The sequence below is a fragment of the Pseudomonas nitroreducens genome, assembly GCF_010994165.1.
GTDB classification, from domain to species: Bacteria; Pseudomonadota; Gammaproteobacteria; order Pseudomonadales; family Pseudomonadaceae; genus Pseudomonas; species Pseudomonas nitroreducens.
Genome location: NZ_WMBX01000002.1, coordinates 331707 through 351611, shown reverse-complemented (window position 1 = coordinate 351611; position 19905 = coordinate 331707). Strand labels below are relative to the sequence as shown.

Genomic DNA, 19905 nt, shown 5'->3' with positions numbered 1-19905 from the left:
GGAAACGTCTGAGCGACTGGCCGCCGGCCTATCCCGCAGCTGCCTTTGCCGCCTCGCGCCCCACATTCGGGTGGAACAGGACATGCTCGCGGATCGGTCCCAGGGCAACTTCACCGAGTTCCTCGTAGCCATGACGCCGATAGAACTCCAGGTACCGTGCGTTGCCCGTATCCAGCACCAGCCCTTGCGAGCCGCCATCCTCGGCGCACCAGGTATGCAGCGCGTCGAGAAGCTGTTCGCCCAGGTGCTTGCCCTGGAACTCCGGGTGCACGCCAATCAGCGGCAGGATGTGGTATGGCCCCGGCGGCAGGCAGCCAATCACGGCGGCGTGGTAGTCCAGATAGCGCCGGGTGCAGCCCAGGCCGGTGGTCAGCAGCATGCGCATGCGCCAGAACCAGCTTTCCGTGACATCCAGCCGGCGCTGCGGCGGAACGATCAGCGCGACGCCCACCAAGCGGTCCTCGAGCAGCAGCCCGATGGATGGCAACTCCTCGAGGAAGTGCTGGTTGACCAGTTCACGGATGGTGGCTCGCACGCGCTGGTCGAATCCAGGGCGATCGGATTCGAACAGATAGGCAAAAGTGGGTTCGTGACGATAGGCGTGGTACAGCAGCGAGCGGACTTCACGGCTGTAGCTGCCGTCCAGCAGACGGACTTCGGCGCGGGTATCAGGCATGCGGACGCCTCTTCTTGTGAGTTCTTCTTATGGTTATGAGTCCAGCCACAAAACCCTAGCAGCGCCTCGCCGGGGTCGCCAGGGTCCGTCCACCTGGGCTAGCATCGTGCTTTTGCCAGGGCGCCCAGGATGAAAATCGTCTCTTTCAATATCAACGGTTTGCGCGCACGTCCCCACCAGCTCCAAGCGATCATCGAACGCCACCAGCCGGACGTGATCGGCCTGCAGGAAACCAAGGTCGCCGACGAACAGTTCCCCCGCGAGGAAATCGAAGCCCTCGGCTACCACGTGCACTACCACGGGCAGAAAGGCCACTACGGCGTCGCCCTGCTCTCCCGTCAGGAGCCGCTGGAACTGCAGCGCGGCTTCCCCAACGACGGCGAGGAATCCCAGCGCCGCTTCATCTGGGGCACCTTCAAGGACGCCCAGGGTCAGTTGATCACCGTGATGAACGGCTACTTCCCGCAGGGCGAGAGCCGTGATCATCCGGTGAAGTTCCCGGCCAAGCAGCGCTTCTACGCCGACCTCCAGGACCTGCTGGAAACCCGCTTCCAGCCCGACCAGCAACTGATCGTGATGGGCGATATCAACATCTCGCCGGAAGACTGCGACATCGGTATCGGCGAAGAGAATCGCAAGCGCTGGCTGAAGACCGGCAAGTGCAGCTTCCTGCCGGAAGAGCGCGAATGGTTGGCACGCCTCAAGGGCTGGGGTCTGGTGGACAGTTTCCGCCTGCAGAACCCGAGCGTGGATGACCGCTTCAGTTGGTTCGACTACCGCAGTCGCGGCTTCGAGGACACCCCCAAGCGCGGCCTGCGCATTGACGTCATCCTCGCCTCCGAAGCCCTGCGCGGGCGCATTGCCGATACCGGTGTGGACTACGACATCCGCGGTATGGAAAAGCCGTCCGACCATGCGCCGATCTGGTTGCAGCTGAAGTGACACCCTGAGTGAAAAGCCCGGCAAGGGCCGGGCTATTTCATTCTCAGGCTCGGCTTCGGGCTCAGGCCTCTTCCGTGCCGGTTCCCACAGTCTTGCTGATAGCACTGTAGGTGGTGTTGAAGCGTACGGTTTCGTTGAATCCCTTGACGATGGCGCCAAAGCGCTCCTTGGCATCGAGCAGTTGCTTGAAACGATCGGACAGCTCCGCGCCCTGACGTTGCAGCCCCACCTCTCGATCATCCAGTTCCTGCACCCGTGCGCGTAGCTGATTCAACTGACGGTCAATGCTTTGCTGCTCCTGGCTCAGGATCTCGGCACGTTTCGTCGTCGCGCGGTCGCGGCTGTCGACTGTTTCAGCAAGGGCCTGCAGCGCGCTGCTGCGCTCTGCGAGCACGGCAGCATTGTGCTCGGCAATACGTTCGATGCCGTGCTTCTCTTCCTGCAACCGTTGTTCCTGCTGGCTCAGGCGTTCCTCACGCTCGGCCAGCTGACGCTCACGCTCAAGCGCCGCCAGGCGACGCTCCTCGAGCGCCTCGCGCATTTTCACGATCTCCAGCTTCTGCTGCGACAAGCCATGGGCCATTCCCGCCAGGGAATCGAGCGTGGACTGCACGTCGTGCAGTACGCCGTCGGTTTCAAGGGAGGACGACTGACGTACAGTCACAGCCGACTCCACGGGCGCCTGGGCATTTGCGACTCCGGAGCTGACGGATTGGGCTTGGGCATTCATGGTGGAGGATTCCTCGTTGGAAAAGTGAAAGGCCGGCTCGCCGGCAGGCGAGAGGATTGCTGCGTCAGCCACATTGCATTCGGCGTCATGCGCATATGCCGGCAGTTGGAGCGAATCGAGCAGAGTCGTGACGGCTTCAGCTTCATTGATCGCCGGACAGGCAGATGCTGCGTCGCTGATCATTGCCAACGGCTCGATGGAGTCGGAGCAACTGGGCTCCACAGGGCCCAGCCCCGAGCAGGCCGAGGCGAGATCGTCGAGATCCCGCTCCAGGTTTTCGAAAGCCTTCACGGAATGGAGATCGGCCGGTTCCCCAACTCCAGTCACGGCGTTCACTTGGATTGGGATATATCCCACCGACACGGAAGGACGAACCATGCCTTCGGTGGTCGCAGGCAGAGGAGACAGGAGCCCGGGCAGATCCTCCTCGATATCTGGGGAAAGAAATGCGGTTTCCTGAACGGACGGCTGAGTGGCGGTCATGGCTGACAAGCCCTCTTCTTGATGTCCTTCGTACCGCTTCGCATCTGAAGTCATGAAACGTCCTACCCTGAAGGGTGGTCAGCCCCACCGTCCCGACAGAACGCTCGACAATGCGAACGAGCCCTGGAATCTGATGGTGATTGCGCTTCGAAAGCAGAGGCAATCAGGCCGACTGGATGAGCCGATGGGCTGCCCCGCTCTACCTTGATAGTTTGAGACCGGGACAGGTTGCGGGAAGGATTCTCACAGCCCTATGTCGTCATGAATGTCAGTAATTTCCCGCATGGGCGAAGGAAAACTATGTAAGACCACCCGAATCATTCGACGCCTCGCAAGACAATTAACCCACTGGGCTCCAGGAACCGGCTGATAGCTCGAGCGCCCCGCCATTAGAGCAGCCCAATCTGTTCGCTGATGCTGAACAGCTCATCGAGAGTCGTGGCGGACAGTTTCCGCATCAGTTGCCTCCTGTGCTGGCCGATGCTTGCTCCCGACAATGCCAGGACATCGGCCAGCGCCCCGACCGAGCGCCCCCTGCGTAACCCATAGAGAACGGCCACCAAATGGGTGGGAAGTGCTAGCGCGGACTCCAGTCGGGGATCACGGTCCAACGGCAGACGCGCGTGCTCGGGAAATATCTTTCCGCCCGCGAGAACGGCGTCGACGGCCCGACCGATCAGGGTCGGACGGTCGTCCATCAGCAGAAACCCCGACACGCCGATGCGAATCGCCCGTTGAATGTTCAGTGGCGATCCCAGGCTGGAGCAGACCAGCACCGGGGTAGTGGCCTTGAGTCGGCCATCCCGTCGAAGCATGGTGACCAGTTCCATGCCATGGATGTCGGGCAGCTCCAGGGTCACCACCAGGAGATCACAGCTGCTGGTATCCAGGCCACTCAAGGCTTGGCGTGCAAACTTGAAATGCACGTCACACTGATGACCGTGGTCCAGCAGAAACCGGCGAAGCGCGACGAAGTCACGTCGCAACGGTTCGATGAGAACTACGCGGGCCATGTTCCTCCTTGCAGCAAAGGCCCCACGGGCCGGGTGCGACATGGCGCATCGACAGAAATCGCCGCCGCAGTCGTTCCCGCAGAATGTCGTTGAATGGCTGCCGCAACGGTATTCATGGCAATCAAATGAACGTAAACGGACCAATCCGGGTCTCGGCAACGCCCATACGACAGCGCACCCGCTGTGACAGCAGCTCGGCCAGCAGGTTTTCCAACCTACCGGCCTGCTCGGTTACTCGCTCACTGTCTTGGAAATGGCCGACAAGGTGCTGTTGAACTTCACCGTCTCGTTGAAACTCTTGACGATGGTGCTGAACTTATCCTTGGCGCTCTGCAACTGCTTGAGCCGCACCGCCAGTTCCTCGGTCTTGCGCTTGAGTGCGCTTTCAAGTTCATCCAATTCGCTCGCTCGGCCGCGCAGGCTGGCCGAGTGCTCATCGATGCGCTGCTGCTCCAGCTGGATAGACTCGGCACGTTTAAGAGTCGCCTTGTCGCGCATATCGACTGTCTGGGCCAGCTCCTTCAGTGCTTCGCTGCGTTCTGCCAGCAGGCGATTGTTCTCGGCGGCCATGCGATCCAGATTGGCCTTGGCCTCGTTGAGGTGGTTCTCGAGCTGCAGCAGACGCTCTTCCTTGTCACCCACCAGGCGCTCGCGCTCCTGCAACTGGGTGCTCCACTCCTCCAGCTCTTCCTGCAAACGGCCGGCGGCCTGCTTCTGCTGGGTCAGTCCCTGGGCCATCCCGGCAAGGGAGTTGAGGGTACTCTGGACGTCGGAGAGAACATCTTCCGGGTCCGCCTCGAGCTGAGGCACGTTCAGCACAGCCGACACTTCCTGCAACTCCACCGAGGTTACTGGGACAGCCGTTTCCCGCACCTCGGCCTCAGGTAACTCATCGTGCACATGGGTCATTTCAGTTTCCTTCTGGATAAAGACTCCCTGAAGCACCGCTGCCTCAAGGTGGTTGTCAGCCAGTGGCTGGGGCTCGACTGCGGGAACTGCAGGAGCCACGCTCGACTGGGAAGTGGTCGCCGCCGCGACATCGATCGAGGTAGTAACGAGGAACTCCGACCCTGAGGACTCTTCGTCGTTGCAGCCGCACGGCAGGCTGTGTTTGCCGTCGTGATTGGTACTGGCTGCCTCCAGCATCGCCAGCGCGTCTTCAAGGCTTGCGATGATCGGCTCCAGGGCTACGTCGCTCTGAGCAGGGCCGCAGCCGGAAACGCCATGACTGGATTGCTCGTCCATTGCAGGCTGCACCATCAAGTGGTCGGATTGACCTGCCGAGGTCCGGTTCTCCTGGGGCAGGACGGCTTCCGTCAGCGTGTCTTCTTCCGGCTCGAAATGCCCTAACGCCTCCGCTGCGACTCGCACTGTGGAAACCGCTTCGTCCAGCGACTGCAGATCCATTGCACCAACTCCGGCCGCCACTGCCGATTCGGGTGACGCCGCTGGCTCCACCATCGGGGTCGACAAAGGCTCGACAGCTGCAGCCCCCTCTTGAAGATCCGCCACCTTGGCACCATCCGGCTCGGGGAACTTCTCCACCTGCACAATTTCCTGCTCGACCAATGCCTGCTGTTCGGGCTCATCCGGGACATCGGCACCGGTCGCATCAACAGCCGAAAGCTCCGAAGACTCGATCGGAACCTGAACAGCCAACTCAGGCGCGAGGGGGGCGTCGTCGATAGGTTCATCAAGGTCGGCACCACCCGTCACATCATTCGACTGCCATTCGAGAGAGCGCTCATCCACGGTGGACTCGTGGTGGACAAAGGCCTCGGTGTGCGGACTCTCCAGCGGCTCCAGAATGTCCGGGGCGTCTGGCAGAGACTGGGCGAGCGATGCGTGTACTACGACCTCATCTGAGAAGATGCCGGGGGATATTTCGGTGTTTTGCCGATCCGGCTGCGGGGTCAATACGGACGTCGACGGAACAGGCTCTGCTTCAGCGGACTCGGGCGGTGTGCCGATTGGCTCGGCGCCTACTTCCCGCTCCGGCAGGAAAGGCCTGTCCGGCTCGATTAGTATCGACTCTTCGCGAACGGACTGTTCCGAGGCATCTGCCACAATCCTCTCGACGCCCTCCACCGCCGCGGAAGCGGCTGACACCGAAGCCACCGTTGAATACATCGGCACCGACCCCGAAACTGGGGCGGTCTCATGGCCGGTAACAGCTGGCGATTCCACGGCTTGCAGCTCATCCGTCACGGTGCCACCGGAGCCATGCTGTTCAATTGGCTCTACGGCAGTGCCTTCCGCATGTTGCGTAGTCTCGCTGCTCTCTTCATCTGCCGTGTCCGAGCTACTCACGGGATCCAGGAATTCCGCATCCAAAACATCCGATGACACGGCATCCATCGAGACTTGGCTGAGAACTGCATCGGCGTCACTGGGCAGGCCATCGAACCGCTCCTGATCACCGGTGGAGTCGGACATATCCTCGCTACCAACTATGGAAGCCTGCTCCTGCTCTCTCTTCAATCGCGACAAGCGGGCGAACTGTGCGAAATCCGGAATCATCTCCGAACTCCACTCGAAGGCCAGGTCTGCCAGTGCTGAACTGGCTTGCGGCGTCTCTACCGGCAGCGGAGCCTGATTCGCCGTCTCGCTTTGAGGACTGACTGCAGGCACGGCCCTACGCCGGTTCAACATCCCGGACCTTGCCAGCAGGTGCAACCATGAGTGCACTTGTTGCGTCGGCAGTCTGATCCCCTTGAACGTCAGCTCCCGCGGATACAGCACACTCAAAGTGCGCCGGCGCCACGGGCGCCCCCAGTGATTGGCAGAGGCGTTGTGTACAGCCAGGGAAATCAGCTTGACAGGATGCTCGGGGCCGACCGGCGTTGGTGCACTACGGGGGTGAGTCATGATTAATGTCCGGCGGGGATGTTAAAACCGCGCAAGTTTCGCTTGGCCGGAAAACTGGCGTTATCAGGTAATCCTGATGAGCCTGAAGTATTTTCCCATCACCCTTCCTCTGGGTCTGCGTTGATCAACGGTGGCGAAAATCGTGCAATGGCTTCGATGCATAGCGGCCCCGCGGGTGGCGACGCAGCGCGCCAGCCAGGTCGAGCAGTGTCGTCAGGACAAACAGCGGGGCGACCAGCCACAGCGTCGCGAAGGCGTTCTCCACCATCGATTCGGGTGCCACCACCAGGGTTGCAGCCATCAGCGTCACCAGCAGGATGAGCACCAGCTTCATCAGAAGCGACGAAAAGTCGAGAATCTCGTCCATTTTGCTCTCCGGCCTGCTCGCACAAGGTGATCTGTATAACCCCGCCCGCACGGAGTCGAAATCGGAAATCTCCGACAACCCGCCAGTCATATCCGAAGGCAGCGGCAGGCAGTCAGCAGCCCAGCGATGCGTCATATCGGTGCAATGATTCCGACTTAATCTGCCGCGCCAACGATGCCTCAAATGGAAGTTGACCCATGCAGTACAAGCCGAGCCCCAGCGACGCCCAACCCTGGCCCGTGACCATCGCCTGGCTCACCATCGCCTTCATCTGCTATGCGTTCCCCTGGTCGGCGTTCGCGGCTCTGCCTTCGTCCCGGGGCGGCGAGCCGGTACTGCGCATCCAGGGCTCCAACACCATCGGTGCGCACCTGCTGCCGGAGCTGGTGAAAGGCCTGCTGGTGAGCGAGGGCTACAGCGACGTCACTGCCAAGCCGGGCAAGGCGGAGAACGAACAGCGAATCATCGGTCGCACCCAGGACGGCAAGGAGGCCATCGTCGACCTGGCCGCCCACGGTTCCAGCACCGGCTTCCTCGCCCTGAAGGACAACAGTGCCGAGCTGGCAGCCGCCTCGCGCCCGATCAAGGACGCCGAAGTCGCAGGCCTCTCGGCATCGGGCAACCTGCGCAGCGCCAAGGCCGAACAGGTGATCGGCATCGATGGCCTGGCAATCATCGTCAATGCAGCCAACCCACTGGATGAACTGACCACCGATACGCTGGCGAAGATCTTTTCCGGCGAGGTGAAAACCTGGGAAGAGATTGGCGGGCGAGGTGGTGCCATTCGCCTGTATTCCCGCGACGACAACTCCGGCACCTTCGATACCTTCAAGGAGCTTGTCCTCGCGAGTCACGGCAAGGCGCTGGCCAGTGGCGTCCAGCGTTTCGAATCCAGCGACCAGTTGTCCGCCGAAGTGAGCAAGGACCCGCAGGGCATTGGCTTCGTCGGCCTGTCGTCCGTCCAGAATGCCAAGGCGCTGCGCATTGCCGACGGCGACTCCCAGGCCATGCCGCCATCGACAACGCTGATCGCCACCGAGGACTACCCACTGTCGCGCCGCCTGTTCCTCTACATGAAGCCCGAAGAGCCAAACCGCTGGGCCCGCGCCCTGCTGCAGTTCGCCCAGGGTGACAAGGGCCAGGCCCTGGTCAGCGCCAGCGGCTTCGTCGGCCAGCGTGTACAGGCAGTGAAGATGGCACCGCGTGCCAGCATGCCGGAGAACTATCAGGCCCTGGCGCGAGACGCCGAGCGCCTGTCGGTGAACTTCCGTTTCCGCGAAGGCAGCGCAACCCTGGACAACAAGGCACAGCGCGATATCGACCGACTGCTCGCCTACCTGCAGCAGGCCGGCAAGATGAACAAGCAGGCCGTGCTGGTCGGTTTCGGCGATCCCAAGCAGGACCCGGCGCGCGCCGAACTGCTTTCCAAGCTGCGCGCCATGGCCGTGCGCCGTGAGCTGGCCAAGGAAGGCGTGATGTTCCGCGAGATCAGCGGGATGGGCGATGCCCTGCCGGTGGCAGCCAACAGCGACAATGACGGACGGGTGAGGAATCGCCGCGTCGAAGTCTGGGTCTACTGATCCCCCTGGCGATCAGCGTCTAGACTGTCTGAAGGAAGCTGATCGCCCGGTCTGGAAATACTGTAGGAACTTGTTACGTTCCTTCGCTTGTCTCTGCCCGGCGCTCTGCTATTTTCCCGCCAGTGACGCCGGGCCCCTCTGACGGTTGCCAACCGCCATGTCGGAGTCACTTTTCGACAACGACACTAAGGGAGGGGCCAAATGACAGCTCTGCACGCCTTTTTAACCGAACCATTCCTCGGAACCGCCACCTGGTTCTGGCTGGCCTTCCTGGCCATCGTGATTCTTCTCCTCGTACTCGACCTGGGCGTCCTGCAACGCGATCACCACGAGATCGGCGTGCGCGAGAGCCTGATGCTCTCTGCCGGCTACTTCGCCTGCGGCCTGGCCTTCGGTGGCTGGGTCTGGTACGAGTTCGGCGCCACCAGCGCGGTGGAGTACTACACCGGCTTCCTCGTCGAACAGTCGCTATCGATGGACAACGTGTTCGTCATGGCGATGATCTTCGGCTTCTTCGGCATCCCTCGCCGTTACCAGCACCAGGTGCTGTTCTGGGGCATTCTTGGTGCCATCGTCATGCGCGCGCTGATGATTGGCCTGGGCGCCGCGCTGGTGAAGGAATTCGAGTGGATCATGTACGTATTCGGTGCCTTCCTGCTGTTCAGCGGCGTGAAGATGCTGTTCAGCAAACATGATGCCGAGCCGGACCTGGCCAACAACCCGGTGCTGAAGTTCCTGCGCAAGCGCATCCGCATGACCGACACCATTCACGAACACCACTTCTTCGTGAAGATGCCGGACGCCTCGGGCAAGCTGGTGCGCTACGCCACCCCGCTGTTCCTGGCGCTGATCCTGATCGAGCTGGCCGACCTGGTATTCGCCGTGGACAGCGTGCCGGCGATCTTCGCCATCACCCAGGATCCTTTCATCGTCTACACCTCGAACATCTTCGCCATCCTCGGCCTGCGCGCCCTGTACTTCTCGCTGGCGGCGATGATCCATCGATTCGTGTACCTCAAGTACGCCCTGGCGCTGGTCCTGGTGTTCATCGGCACGAAGATTTTCCTGCACGGATTCATCGGCAAGGTTCCCGCCGCACTGTCCCTTGGCGTAACCTTCGGCCTTTTGGCGGGTGGCATACTGCTATCCTTGCTCAAGACGCGCAGAACCGGCGAGGAACCGCTGGAAATCGTCAGCCAGGAGAGGATCCATGCAAGCGCTGGAGGTGAGGATCGAAGCCGTTGAGTTTCGCGGCAGGGCCTATTGGCAGGTCCGTCTCGGTCGTCGCGCGCTGCGATTTCCCCACGAGGCCGCTGCGCGGGCCTTCGCCGCCCAGTTGCACACGCGCCGGGAGTGGTTGCTGACGCAGCAGAGCCAGGCGGATGGGCCGGAGCCGTCACCGGAACAGTGAATGAACAGGGCCAGCGCAAGCTGGCCTTGTTCTGTGTGCCGTTGCACAACCGATATCCGACACCCTGCGCGGGACGCCCCACCTTCCGCGATGGTGTCCGGCACGATGCAGGCCAATCCCGGACGGAGTCCGCTTCTACGAAAAGCACCCTGTCCCGCCCAAGAAAAAGGCCCGCATCAGCGGGCTTTTTCATTGCAGGTTGCGATCAGTGACTGCTGCGCAGCGCGTCACGCGGTACGTACTTGCCGATCTCGTACTTGCCGATTGCCGCACGGTGCACCTCGTCCGGGCCGTCGGCCAGGCGCAGGGTACGCTGCATGGCGTACCAGTAGGCCAGGGGGAAGTCGTTGGAGACGCCGGCGCCGCCGTGCATCTGGATGGCGCGGTCGATCACCTGCAGGGCGACGTTGGGCGCGACGACCTTGATCTGGGCAATCTCGCTCTGGGCAAACTTGTTGCCAGCCTTGTCCATCATGTACGCGGCATTGAGGGTCAGCAGGCGGGCCTGGTTGATCTCGATGCGCGAGTTGGCGATGTGGTCGATATTGCCGCCCAGGCGCGCCAGCGGCTTGCCGAAGGCGGTACGGCTGACGGAGCGCTTGCACATCAGTTCCAGCGCGCGCTCGGCCATGCCGATGGAGCGCATGCAGTGGTGGATGCGGCCTGGGCCGAGGCGCCCCTGGGCGATCTCGAAGCCGCGGCCTTCGCCGAGCAGGACGTTCTCGTAGGGCACGCGGACGTTCTCGAACAGCACTTCGGCGTGGCCGTGCGGAGCGTCGTCGTAGCCGAATACAGGCAGCGGACGGAGAATCTTCACGCCGGGGGCGTCGGTGGGAACGAGGATCATCGAGTGTTGCTGGTGACGCGGTGCATCCGGATTGGTCAGGCCCATGAAGATCATGATCTTGCAGCGCGGGTCGCAGGCGCCGGAGGTCCACCACTTGCGGCCATTGATAACCCACTCGTCACCATCGCGCACGGCGTTGGCCTGCATGTTGGTGGCGTCGGAAGAAGCCACGCCCGGCTCGGTCATGGCGAATGCGGAGCGGATCTCGCCGCGCAGCAGCGGCTCCAGCCAGGTGCGCTTGTGTTCTTCGGAGCCGTAGCGCACCAGCACTTCCATGTTACCGGTGTCGGGAGCTGCGCAGTTGAAGGGTTCGGAGCCGATCAGCGAGCGGCCCATGATCTCGGCCAGCGGTGCGTATTCCATGTTGGTCAGGCCAGCGCCCAGCTCGGACTCGGGCAGGAACAGGTTCCACAGACCTTCGGCTTTCGCCTTGACCTTGAGGTCTTCCATGATTTGCGTGGGCTGCCAGCGGTCACCCTGGGCCACTTGCTCCTCGAACACCTTTTCGGCGGGATAGACGTTGGCTTCCATGAACGCGGTGAGGCGCTCACGCAGGTCCTGAACCTTGGCGGAATAAGCGAAATCCATGGGGGCTAACCTTCTGGCGGCGGTTGTTTGTGTGGTGATGATGCTAGAACAGCCAAGGGCATTTACCCAGCCTATTATCCGAATCAATGAACATTCATAACCCGTATGGACCTGAGCGTCGGTTCGGGTATGATCGGGCCAAAACAATGACAAGCGGAGCCCCGGTAATGAACCTCAGCAAGGTCGATCTGAACCTGTTCATCGTCTTCGACGCGATCTACACCGAAGCCAACCTGACCCGCGCCGGACAGATCGTCGGCATTACCCAGCCCGCCGTCTCCAACGCCCTCGCCCGCCTGCGCGAAACCTTCAACGACCCGCTGTTCGTGCGCACCGCGCAGGGCATGGTGCCCACGCCCATGGCGCAGAACATCATCGGCCCGGTACGCAACGCGCTGCAGCTGCTGCGTGTGTCGGTACAGGAAAGCCGCACCTTCACCCCGACCCAGGCGAACAAGACCTACCGCATCAGCATGACCGACCTCACCGAGGCCATCGTCCTGCCGCCTCTGTTCCAGCGCCTGCGCCGCCAGGCGCCGAACGTGCACATCGAGAGCTTCCTCTCCAAGCGCCGCGAAACCACCAAGGAACTGGCCGCCGGCCGCCTGGACTTCGCCGTCGACGCGCCGCTGAACACCGACCCGCAGGTACGCCACGTCAAGCTGATGGAAGACCGCTACGTCTGCGCCATGCGCCAGGGCCATGCGCTGGCCAAGGACAAGGTAACGCTGGAGGAATACCTGTCGGTGGCGCACATCCAGATTTCCAGCCGCCGCAGCGGCTTGGGCTACGTCGACCTGTCGCTGGGCAAGATGGGCCTGCAGCGCAAGATCGCCCTGCGTTCGCAGCACTACCTGATGGCGTCCACCGTGGTACAGCAGACCGACATGGTGGTCACCGTGCCCGAGCGCTTTGCCCGCCACCACGGCCTGCACTTCGTCGACCTGCCGGTGAATGACGTGCCGAAGCTGGAAACCCACCTGTACTGGCACGAGAGCACCGACCAGGACCCGGCCAACCGCTGGATGCGCGAGCAGATCATCGAGCTGTGCCAGCAGGTGACGGCGCGCGAGGCGGCGGAGCGCGCCTGATGCCTGGAGCGATCCCATTGATGGGTATCGCTTCGCTCCCCGCCATAAGCGAAGGCGTCATGTTCGACAAGCCACCTGCAGACCCCGCCCTGCCGAAGTGCCTGTCCAACGAACAGGCCGGGGTCTGCCGGCGAACCCTTTACAAGCTGCGCGCGATCACCAGCCGCTGCACATCGCTGGTGCCTTCATAGATCTGGCACACGCGCACGTCACGGTAGATGCGCTCCACCGGGTAGTCCTGCAGATAGCCGTAACCGCCCAGGGTCTGGATCGCCGCGGAGCACACCCGCTCGGCCATTTCCGAGGCGAACAGCTTGGCCATGGAGGCTTCGGTCAGGCACGGCAGGCCGGCTTCGCGCAGGCTGGCCGCGTGGTGAACCATCTGCCGGGCCACGGCGATCTCGGTAGCCATATCGCTCAAGCGGAAAGCCACGGCCTGGTGCTGGATGATCGGTTTGCCGAAGGTTTCGCGCTCGTGGGCGTAGTCGCGGGCGTACTCGAACGCGGCGCGGGCCATGCCGACGGCTTGCGAAGCGATACCGATGCGCCCGCCTTCCAGGTTTGCCAGGGCGATGGCGTAGCCCTGCCCCTCTTCGCCCAGCCTGTAGCTCGCAGGAATACGCATGTCGTCGAAGGCGATTTGGCAGGTATCGGAAGCGTGCTGGCCGAGCTTGTCCTCGACGCGTACCACGCGATAGCCAGGCGTTTCGGTCGGCACGATGAAGGCGCTGATGCCTTTCTTGCCTGCCGCCGCATCGGTCACTGCGAAGACGATCACTACACCAGCATGGCTGCCGGAGGTGATGAACTGCTTGCTGCCGTTCAGCACGTAATGGTCGCCGTCCCGGCGTGCGCGGGTTTTCAGGAAGCTGGCGTCGGAGCCGGCCTGCGGCTCGGTCAGGGCAAAGGCGCCGATCATCTCGCCACGGGCCAGGGGCACAAGGAACTGGCGCTTCTGCTCGTCGTTGCCGAACTTGGCGATGGGCATGCAGCCCACCGAATTGTGCACGCTCATGATGGTCGAGCAGGCGCCGTCGCCGGCGGCGATCTCTTCCAGCGCCATGGCGTAGGCCAGGTGGCCGGTCTGCGCGCCGCCCCACTGCTCCGCCACCAGCATGCCGAGGAAGCCGAGGTCGGCCATTTCCTTGATGGCCTCGGCCGGGAAACGGTGCTCGCGGTCCCAGTCGGCGGCAAAGGGTTTCAGCCGCTCCTGGGCGAACTGGCGGGCAACGTCACGGATCTGGAGGTCTTCTTCGCTGGGAATCATGGCTCGCTCCTTAGGCCAGGCGCTCGACCGCGATGGCCGTGGCTTCGCCGCCACCGATGCACACCGAGGCCACGCCGCGCTTGAGGTCGTACTGCTTGAGCGCCGACAGCAGGGTCACGATCACCCGCGCGCCGGAAGCACCGATGGGATGACCGAGGGCGCAGGCGCCGCCGTGGACATTGAGCTTGTCATGGGGAATATCCAGGTCGCGCATGGCGGCCATGGCGACGACGGCGAAGGCTTCGTTGACCTCGAACAGATCGACGTCGCCGATCGCCCAGCCGGTGCGTTGCATCAGGCGCTCAACCGCGCCCACCGGGGCAGTCGGGAACAGGTTCGGCGCATCGGCGTAGGACGAATGGCCACGGATCGCCGCCAGCGGGGTCAAACCGCGCTTCTCGGCTTCGGACAGGCGCATCAGCACCAGTGCGGCGGCGCCGTCGGAGATGGAGCTGGCATTGGCCGCCGTCACGGTGCCGCCTTCGCGGAAGGCCGGCTTCAGGCTCGGAATCTTGTCCAGCTTCGCCTTCGGCGGCTGCTCGTCTTCACTGATGGCACGCAGTTCCTTGCCAGCCTTCACAGTGACCGCGACGATCTCGTCCTTGAAGCGGCCTTCGCTCATGGCCTTCTGCGCGCGGCTCAGCGAGGTGATGGCGTAGTCATCCTGCTGCTCACGGGTAAAGCCGTATTTCTCGGCGCAGTCCTCGGCGAAGGTGCCCATCAGGCGGCCCTTGTCGTAGGCGTCCTCGAGGCCGTCGAGGAACATGTGGTCAAGCACCTTGCCGTGGCCCATGCGGTAGCCGCTGCGGGCGCGCTCCAACAGATACGGTGCGTTGGACATGCTCTCCATGCCACCAGCCAAGGCGACGCGGGCGCTACCGGCGAGGATGGCGTCGTGGGCCATCATCGCGGCCTTCATGCCCGAGCCACACATCTTGTTCACCGTGGAGCACGGCGTGCCACGCGCCAGCCCCGCGCCCAGCACCGCCTGGCGCGCGGGCGCCTGGCCCTGGCCGGCGGCGAGCACGCAGCCGAGTACGGCTTCATCCACTTCTTCGGCACCCAGGCGGGCGCGCTCGACGGCCGCACGGATAGCGGCTGCGCCGAGGGTGGCGGCGGTGACATCCTTGAAGTCGCCGAGGAAGCCGCCCATGGGGGTACGGGTGGCGCTGACGATGACGATGGGATCGTTCATGGCAATTCTCCTGCTTACTTCGCGGCCATGCGGATGGCGCCGTCGAGGCGGATCACTTCGCCGTTGAGCATGCTGTTCTCGATGATGTGGCGGGCCAGCGCGGCGTACTCGTCGGGACGACCGAGGCGCGGCGGGAACGGCACGCTGGCGCCGAGGGAGTCCCGGACTTCCTGGGGCATGGCGGCCATCATCGGCGTCTCGAAGATGCCGGGGGCGATGGTCATCACGCGGATGCCCGAGCGCGCCAGTTCGCGGGCGATCGGCAGGGTCATGCCGACCACGGCGCTCTTGGAGGCGGAATACGCGGCCTGGCCGATCTGCCCGTCGAAGGCCGCCACCGAGGCGGTGTTGATGATGATGCCGCGCTCGCCGCCGGCGTCCGGCTGGTTCTGCGCCATGGCTTCGGCGGCCAGGCGCAGCATATTGAAGGTGCCGATCAGGTTGATGTTGATGGTGCGGGCGAAGCTTTCCAGCCCGTGCACGCCATTGCGGCCAATGACTTTCTCCGCCGGCGCCACGCCCGCGCAGTTGGCCAGCCCATGCAGCGCACCAAAGGCGTCCAGGGCGAGTTGCACGGCAGCCTTACCGTCCGCCTCGCTGCACACGTCGGTGCGGATGAAGCGTGCATTGGCTTCGCCCAGTTCGGCAGCCTGGGCCGCACCGGCTTCGGCGTTGATATCGGCCAGCACCACCTTGGCGCCAGCGCTCACCAGCAGCTTCGCGGTGGCCGCACCGAGGCCGGAACCGCCGCCGGTGATGAGGAATACCTTGTTCTGGATCTGCATGAAGTTTCTCCGCTGGACTTAGTGAGCCGCCGCTTTCTCGGCCGCTTCGCGTTGCTTGGCGATCTCCTGGTTGCGCAGGAGGAAGCGCTGGATCTTGCCGCTAGGGGTCTTGGGCAGTTCCTCGACGAACTCCACTTCCCGCGGGTAGCTGTGCGCCGACAGTCGCTTGCGCACGTACTGTTGTAGTTCCTCGGCCAACTCCGCGCCCGGCCGGTAGGACGAGCAGAGCACCACGAAGGCCTTGACCAGTTCGGTACGCTCCGGGTCCGGCTTGCCGATCACCGCCGCCTCGATCACCGCCGGGTGCTCGATCAGCGCGCTCTCCACGTCGAACGGGCCGACGCGGTAGCCGGAGGTGGTGATCAGATCATCGGCGCGGCCGACGAAGCTGATGCTGCCGTCGGCGTTCAGCTCCACGGTGTCGCCGCTGAGGTAGTAGTCGCCAACGAAGGATTTGGTTTCCATGTCCTGGTAACCGGCGAACCACATCAGCGGCGAGCGCTTGCGGTCCATGGCGAGGACACCGGGCTGACCGGCGGGCAGCTCGTTGCCCTGCTCGTCCAGCACCACCACGCGGTGGCCGGGGATGGAGAAGCCGGCAGCGCCCAGGTGCACCGGGTGTTCCAGCTCGTGGTGATTGGCCAGCACCATGCCCAACTCGGTCTGGCCGTAGTGGTCGTGGATGGTTACACCCAGCTCGCTGGCGAACCAGCGGATCACTTCCGGCGTCAGCGGCTCGCCGGCGCTGCTCACGGCACGCAGGCGGCCCTTGAGCGGTTTGGACGCTGCCTCGCCAGCCGCGATCAGCAGACGGTAGGCGGTGGGCGAGCCAGCCAGGTTGGTGATGCCGTACTGGCGCACGATGCGGCAAGTGCTCTCCACCGTGAACGCGCCTTCGTAGAAGGTGATCGGGTGCCCCATGGCCAGCGGCCCGGTGAGGCCATAGTAGAGGCCGTAGGCCCAGCCCGGATCGGCGAGGTTCCAGAACGAATCCTCCTCGCGAAGCCCGACCGCATCGCGCATGTAGCCGACGAAGGCGACGATGGCCTTCAACGGCACGGCCAGCGGCTTGGCCAGCCCGGTGGTGCCGGAGGTGAACATCAGCAGGAAGGGATCTTCGCCGCTGCGCAGGACAGGTTCGAAGTCCGGCGAGTGTCGTTCCAGTTCGGCCCAGAAGCTGTAGTCGCCATGACGAATACCCTGCCCCTTCGGCCCGCCGACGGTGACCCGCGTGGGGGCGTCGGGGACCTCGTCGAGCTTGCCGCGGTTGGCGCCGTCGGTGACCACCACCTTGCTGCCGGCGAGCTTGACACGGTGCTCGATGGCCTTGGGTCCGAAGGCGGTGAACAGCGGCTGGTAGACCGCGCCGAGGCGCCAGGTACCGAGTACGGCGATCAGCAACTCCGGGGTACGCGGCAGCATGCCGGAGACGCAGTCGCCGGGGCGCACGCCGAGGCTGTACAGGAAGCTGGCGAAGCGGCCGGAAAGTTCTTTCAGCTGGGTGAAGGTGTAGCTGGCGCTGTCACCGTCCTTGCCCTCCCAGAACAGTGCGATACGACCGGGAATGGCGTGGCGGTCGCAGCATTCGACACAGGCATTGAGGGCATCGAAGTTGCCGGCCAGGGTGGCGTCGGCGGCGGCGAAGTAGTCGAACTCGGCCGTGGCGGCGGTATGGGAACGCATCGCGGAACTCCTGGGTTTGTTCTTGTGTGGAGTCCCCTGATGTTCCCGCTGCACTGGCGCGCGGGCAATGTCGAAAGCCGCCAACCTGGATGAGCGGATTGGACAGCCCGGCGAGTGCTTTTGTTGGGTGGATAACGCGCCAGCGTTATCCACCGCTGGCTGAGCGGCCTGCCTTCCTTAGATGGCAGGCCCGGAACTCAAACCCTGAACTGATCCATCAACCCCTGCTGGTGATTCGCCAACTTGTTCAGCGACTGGCTCACCTGCGCCGACTCCTGCGCCTGGCTCGACAGCGATTCGGTGACGTCACGGATGCCTGCCACGTTGCGATTGATCTCCTCGGCCACGGCGCTCTGCTCCTCGGCGGCGCTGGCGATCTGCAGGTTCATGTCGGTGATCACGCTGACCGCATCGCCGATGCGCTTGAGCGCGGCCACGGCCTGCTCGACCTGGGACACGCTGTCCTGGGCCTGGCGGTGGCTGTTGCTCATGGCGCCGACCACGTCGCGGGTACCGTTCTGCAGGCCCTCGATGACCTGGCGGATTTCCTCCACCGAATCCTGGGTGCGCTTGGCGAGGTTGCGCACCTCGTCGGCGACCACCGCGAAGCCGCGCCCGGCTTCACCGGCGCGAGCCGCTTCGATGGCGGCGTTGAGCGCCAGCAGGTTGGTCTGCTCGGCGATGCCGCGGATCACTTCCAGCACCGAGCCGATCTGCTCGCTGCTCGCCGCCAAGCCTTCCACCTGGCTCATGGCGCTGCTCATGTCGCTGGCCAGTTCGTCGATCAGGCGGGTGGTGTTGTCGATCACGTTGAGGCCGTCGCGGGTCGCACCGTCGGCGCCACGGGCGGCATCGGCGGCCATGGCGGCGCTGTTGGCGACGTCGTGGGCGGTGGCGCTCATCTCCTGCGAGGCGGTGGCGACCTGGTCGACTTCGCGGAACTGCTGCTGCATGCCGGCACTGGTCTGGCTGGCGATCTCCGAGGACTGGTCGGCGGTGGCGCGGGCGTCGTGCACCGAGGATTTCACGTCGCGGATGATCGGCTGCAGCTTGTCGAGGAAGCGGTTGAACCAGCCGGCCAGCTCGCCCAGTTCATCCTTGCCGGCGTAGTCCAGGCGCTTGGTCAGGTCGCCTTCGCCGCTGGCGATGTTGCGCAACATGGCGGCCACACCGAGGATCGGCCGGGTCACGCCGCGGGCGGTGAGCCAGACCAGCAGCAGGCCGACGATGGCGGCGATCAGGCCGAAGATCGTCTGCCACAGCGCGCCGCTGGAGTTGCGCTCATCCAGCTGCTTCTGCAGTTGCAGCGCGGGAGCCAGTAGCACCTCCTGCGGTACGTCGAGCACCACGGCCCATGGCTTGGTGGCGTCCGGGATCGGCAGCAGCGGCTCGACCACGCGCAGTTGGCCATCCTTCTCCAGCACCTGCGGGCGGCCGCTGGCCTGCAGCGACAGCAGTTCGGCGGCCTGGCCGGGAATGGCCTTCTCCAGCGGCTGGCCGAGCAACGCTTCGTCGCTGCTGTAGCCGGCGAGCAGGCCCGCCGGGCTGACGATGCTGACGCTGCCGGCACCGTCGTAGAGCTCGCGGTCGCCATCAACGGCCAACTGTTGCAGGCGGCTGAGGCTGATGTCGATACCGATCACGGCGATGACCTTGCCCTGGTCCATCAGCGGGAAGGTCACAGTGGTCATCAGCACCTTGGTGCCCGAGGCGCTGTCGAAATAGGGGTTGAGCACGCAGGCCTTGCGGGTCTGCAGCGGGCACAGCTGCCAGGTGTTGAACGGGCTGCCGTCGAGCATGGCCGAGGTGTCGGCGATCATGTCTTCGGTCACTGCCAGGCCGGTCATTTCACCGGAGGCCTTCTGCGCCCAGTAGGCACCGAAGCGGCCCTTTTCATTGCTGCCGGCGTCGGCCTGGTCGTGGAAGTCGGCATCCTGGCCGTCCAGCGCATCGGGTTCGAAGACCACGTAGAGGCTGAGCAGGTTGGGGTTGCTCTTCAGGCCATCGCGCACCAGCAGGTTGAGGTCCTTGCGCACGGCTGCCGGGTCCGCGCCGTGCTTGGTGGACTGTTCGCGCAGTTGGGCGACCTGGCGGGAGAACTGGTTGCCGAAGTGGTACACGTCGGTGAAGAAGCGCTGGATGATTTCCGCCTGCTGCTCGCTGCGCGCCTGCATCCGCGACTTGGCCGCGTCCTTGAGCATGTCAGCGTTGGCCGCCTTGATCAGCTGCGCATCATGGTTCATCCGGAACAGCGAGAGGCCGACCAGCAGGCAGACGATACAGAGCAGGCAGAGGCCGGTCAGCAGCGTAATCTTCCACTGGATCGAAAGGCGGGACAGGGGCATGGAGGGGCGTCCTTGGGCAAGAGCGGTTCTGTGT

General features: G+C 63.9%; 16 protein-coding genes. 5 read left to right on the top strand and 11 right to left on the bottom strand.

Annotated elements, in window-relative coordinates; genetic code table 11:
- Positions 1-28 precede the first annotated feature (28 nt).
- Positions 29-676, bottom strand: coding sequence for a GNAT family N-acetyltransferase (locus GJV37_RS09550; protein WP_024765504.1), 648 nt, complete (start codon positions 674-676; stop codon positions 29-31).
- A 129-nt stretch (positions 677-805) separates the two neighbouring features.
- Between GJV37_RS09550 and xthA the strand changes: the two genes are divergently transcribed.
- The gene (gene xthA / locus GJV37_RS09545; RefSeq protein WP_054907912.1) at positions 806-1618 is read left to right on the top strand and encodes an exodeoxyribonuclease III; all 813 of its coding nucleotides are present in this window, start codon (positions 806-808) and stop codon (positions 1616-1618) included.
- A 61-nt stretch (positions 1619-1679) separates the two neighbouring features.
- Here xthA and GJV37_RS09540 read toward each other — a convergent pair whose 3' ends face one another.
- The 4 genes from GJV37_RS09540 to GJV37_RS09525 form a co-directional block, all read right to left on the bottom strand.
- Positions 1680-2831: a hypothetical protein gene (locus tag GJV37_RS09540; RefSeq protein ID WP_141678377.1), complete on the bottom strand. Its 1152-nt coding sequence runs from the start codon at positions 2829-2831 to the stop codon at positions 1680-1682.
- Between the two features lie 389 nt (positions 2832-3220).
- Positions 3221-3844: a response regulator transcription factor gene (locus GJV37_RS09535; RefSeq protein WP_024765507.1), complete on the bottom strand. Its 624-nt coding sequence runs from the start codon at positions 3842-3844 to the stop codon at positions 3221-3223.
- A 231-nt stretch (positions 3845-4075) separates the two neighbouring features.
- Entirely contained in the window at positions 4076-6712 is a 2637-nt protein-coding gene (locus GJV37_RS09530) for a hypothetical protein (protein ID WP_193452379.1), read from the bottom strand.
- Between the two features lie 124 nt (positions 6713-6836).
- On the bottom strand, positions 6837-7079 hold the full coding sequence (locus GJV37_RS09525) for a hypothetical protein (protein WP_024765509.1): 243 nt from the start codon (positions 7077-7079) through the stop codon (positions 6837-6839).
- 197 nt (positions 7080-7276) lie between these two features.
- Here GJV37_RS09525 and GJV37_RS09520 point away from each other — a divergent pair, with 197 nt between their 5' ends.
- The 3 genes from GJV37_RS09520 to GJV37_RS09510 all read left to right on the top strand — a co-directional run bounded on the left by GJV37_RS09520 (position 7277) and on the right by GJV37_RS09510 (position 10070).
- The gene (locus tag GJV37_RS09520) at positions 7277-8659 is read left to right on the top strand and encodes a substrate-binding domain-containing protein (protein ID WP_084357608.1); all 1383 of its coding nucleotides are present in this window, start codon (positions 7277-7279) and stop codon (positions 8657-8659) included.
- Between the two features lie 201 nt (positions 8660-8860).
- Positions 8861-9904, top strand: a complete 1044-nt coding sequence (locus tag GJV37_RS09515) for a TerC family protein (protein WP_037015020.1) — start codon at positions 8861-8863, stop codon at positions 9902-9904.
- The gene (locus GJV37_RS09510) at positions 9870-10070 is read left to right on the top strand and encodes a hypothetical protein (protein WP_037015017.1); all 201 of its coding nucleotides are present in this window, start codon (positions 9870-9872) and stop codon (positions 10068-10070) included. The genes GJV37_RS09515 and GJV37_RS09510 overlap by 35 nt, the downstream gene beginning before the upstream one ends.
- 205 nt (positions 10071-10275) lie before the next feature.
- On the opposite strand, the gene GJV37_RS09505 is transcribed toward GJV37_RS09510, so the two are convergent.
- Positions 10276-11505: an acyl-CoA dehydrogenase gene (locus tag GJV37_RS09505; RefSeq protein ID WP_024765513.1), complete on the bottom strand. Its 1230-nt coding sequence runs from the start codon at positions 11503-11505 to the stop codon at positions 10276-10278.
- Between the two features lie 167 nt (positions 11506-11672).
- On the opposite strand from GJV37_RS09505, the gene GJV37_RS09500 reads away from it, so the two are divergent.
- Complete coding sequence (locus GJV37_RS09500) at positions 11673-12596, top strand: LysR family transcriptional regulator (protein WP_193452378.1); 924 nt, start codon at positions 11673-11675, stop codon at positions 12594-12596.
- A gap of 139 nt (positions 12597-12735) precedes the next feature.
- Here GJV37_RS09500 and GJV37_RS09495 read toward each other — a convergent pair whose 3' ends face one another.
- From GJV37_RS09495 to GJV37_RS29940, 5 genes are all read right to left on the bottom strand, one after another.
- Positions 12736-13863 carry an acyl-CoA dehydrogenase family protein gene (locus GJV37_RS09495; RefSeq protein ID WP_065084727.1) on the bottom strand — a complete coding sequence of 376 codons (1128 nt, stop codon included), beginning with the start codon at positions 13861-13863 and terminating at the stop codon, positions 12736-12738.
- Between the two features lie 10 nt (positions 13864-13873).
- Positions 13874-15064, bottom strand: a complete 1191-nt coding sequence (locus GJV37_RS09490) for an acetyl-CoA C-acyltransferase (RefSeq protein WP_170859893.1) — start codon at positions 15062-15064, stop codon at positions 13874-13876.
- Positions 15065-15072: 8 nt separating this feature from the next.
- Complete coding sequence (locus GJV37_RS09485) at positions 15073-15843, bottom strand: 3-hydroxyacyl-CoA dehydrogenase (RefSeq protein ID WP_054907902.1); 771 nt, start codon at positions 15841-15843, stop codon at positions 15073-15075.
- Between the two features lie 18 nt (positions 15844-15861).
- Entirely contained in the window at positions 15862-17526 is a 1665-nt protein-coding gene (locus GJV37_RS09480) for an acyl-CoA synthetase (protein WP_193452377.1), read from the bottom strand.
- Positions 17527-17723: 197 nt separating this feature from the next.
- Positions 17724-19871, bottom strand: a complete 2148-nt coding sequence (locus tag GJV37_RS29940) for a methyl-accepting chemotaxis protein (RefSeq protein WP_193452376.1) — start codon at positions 19869-19871, stop codon at positions 17724-17726.
- Positions 19872-19905 lie beyond the last annotated feature (34 nt).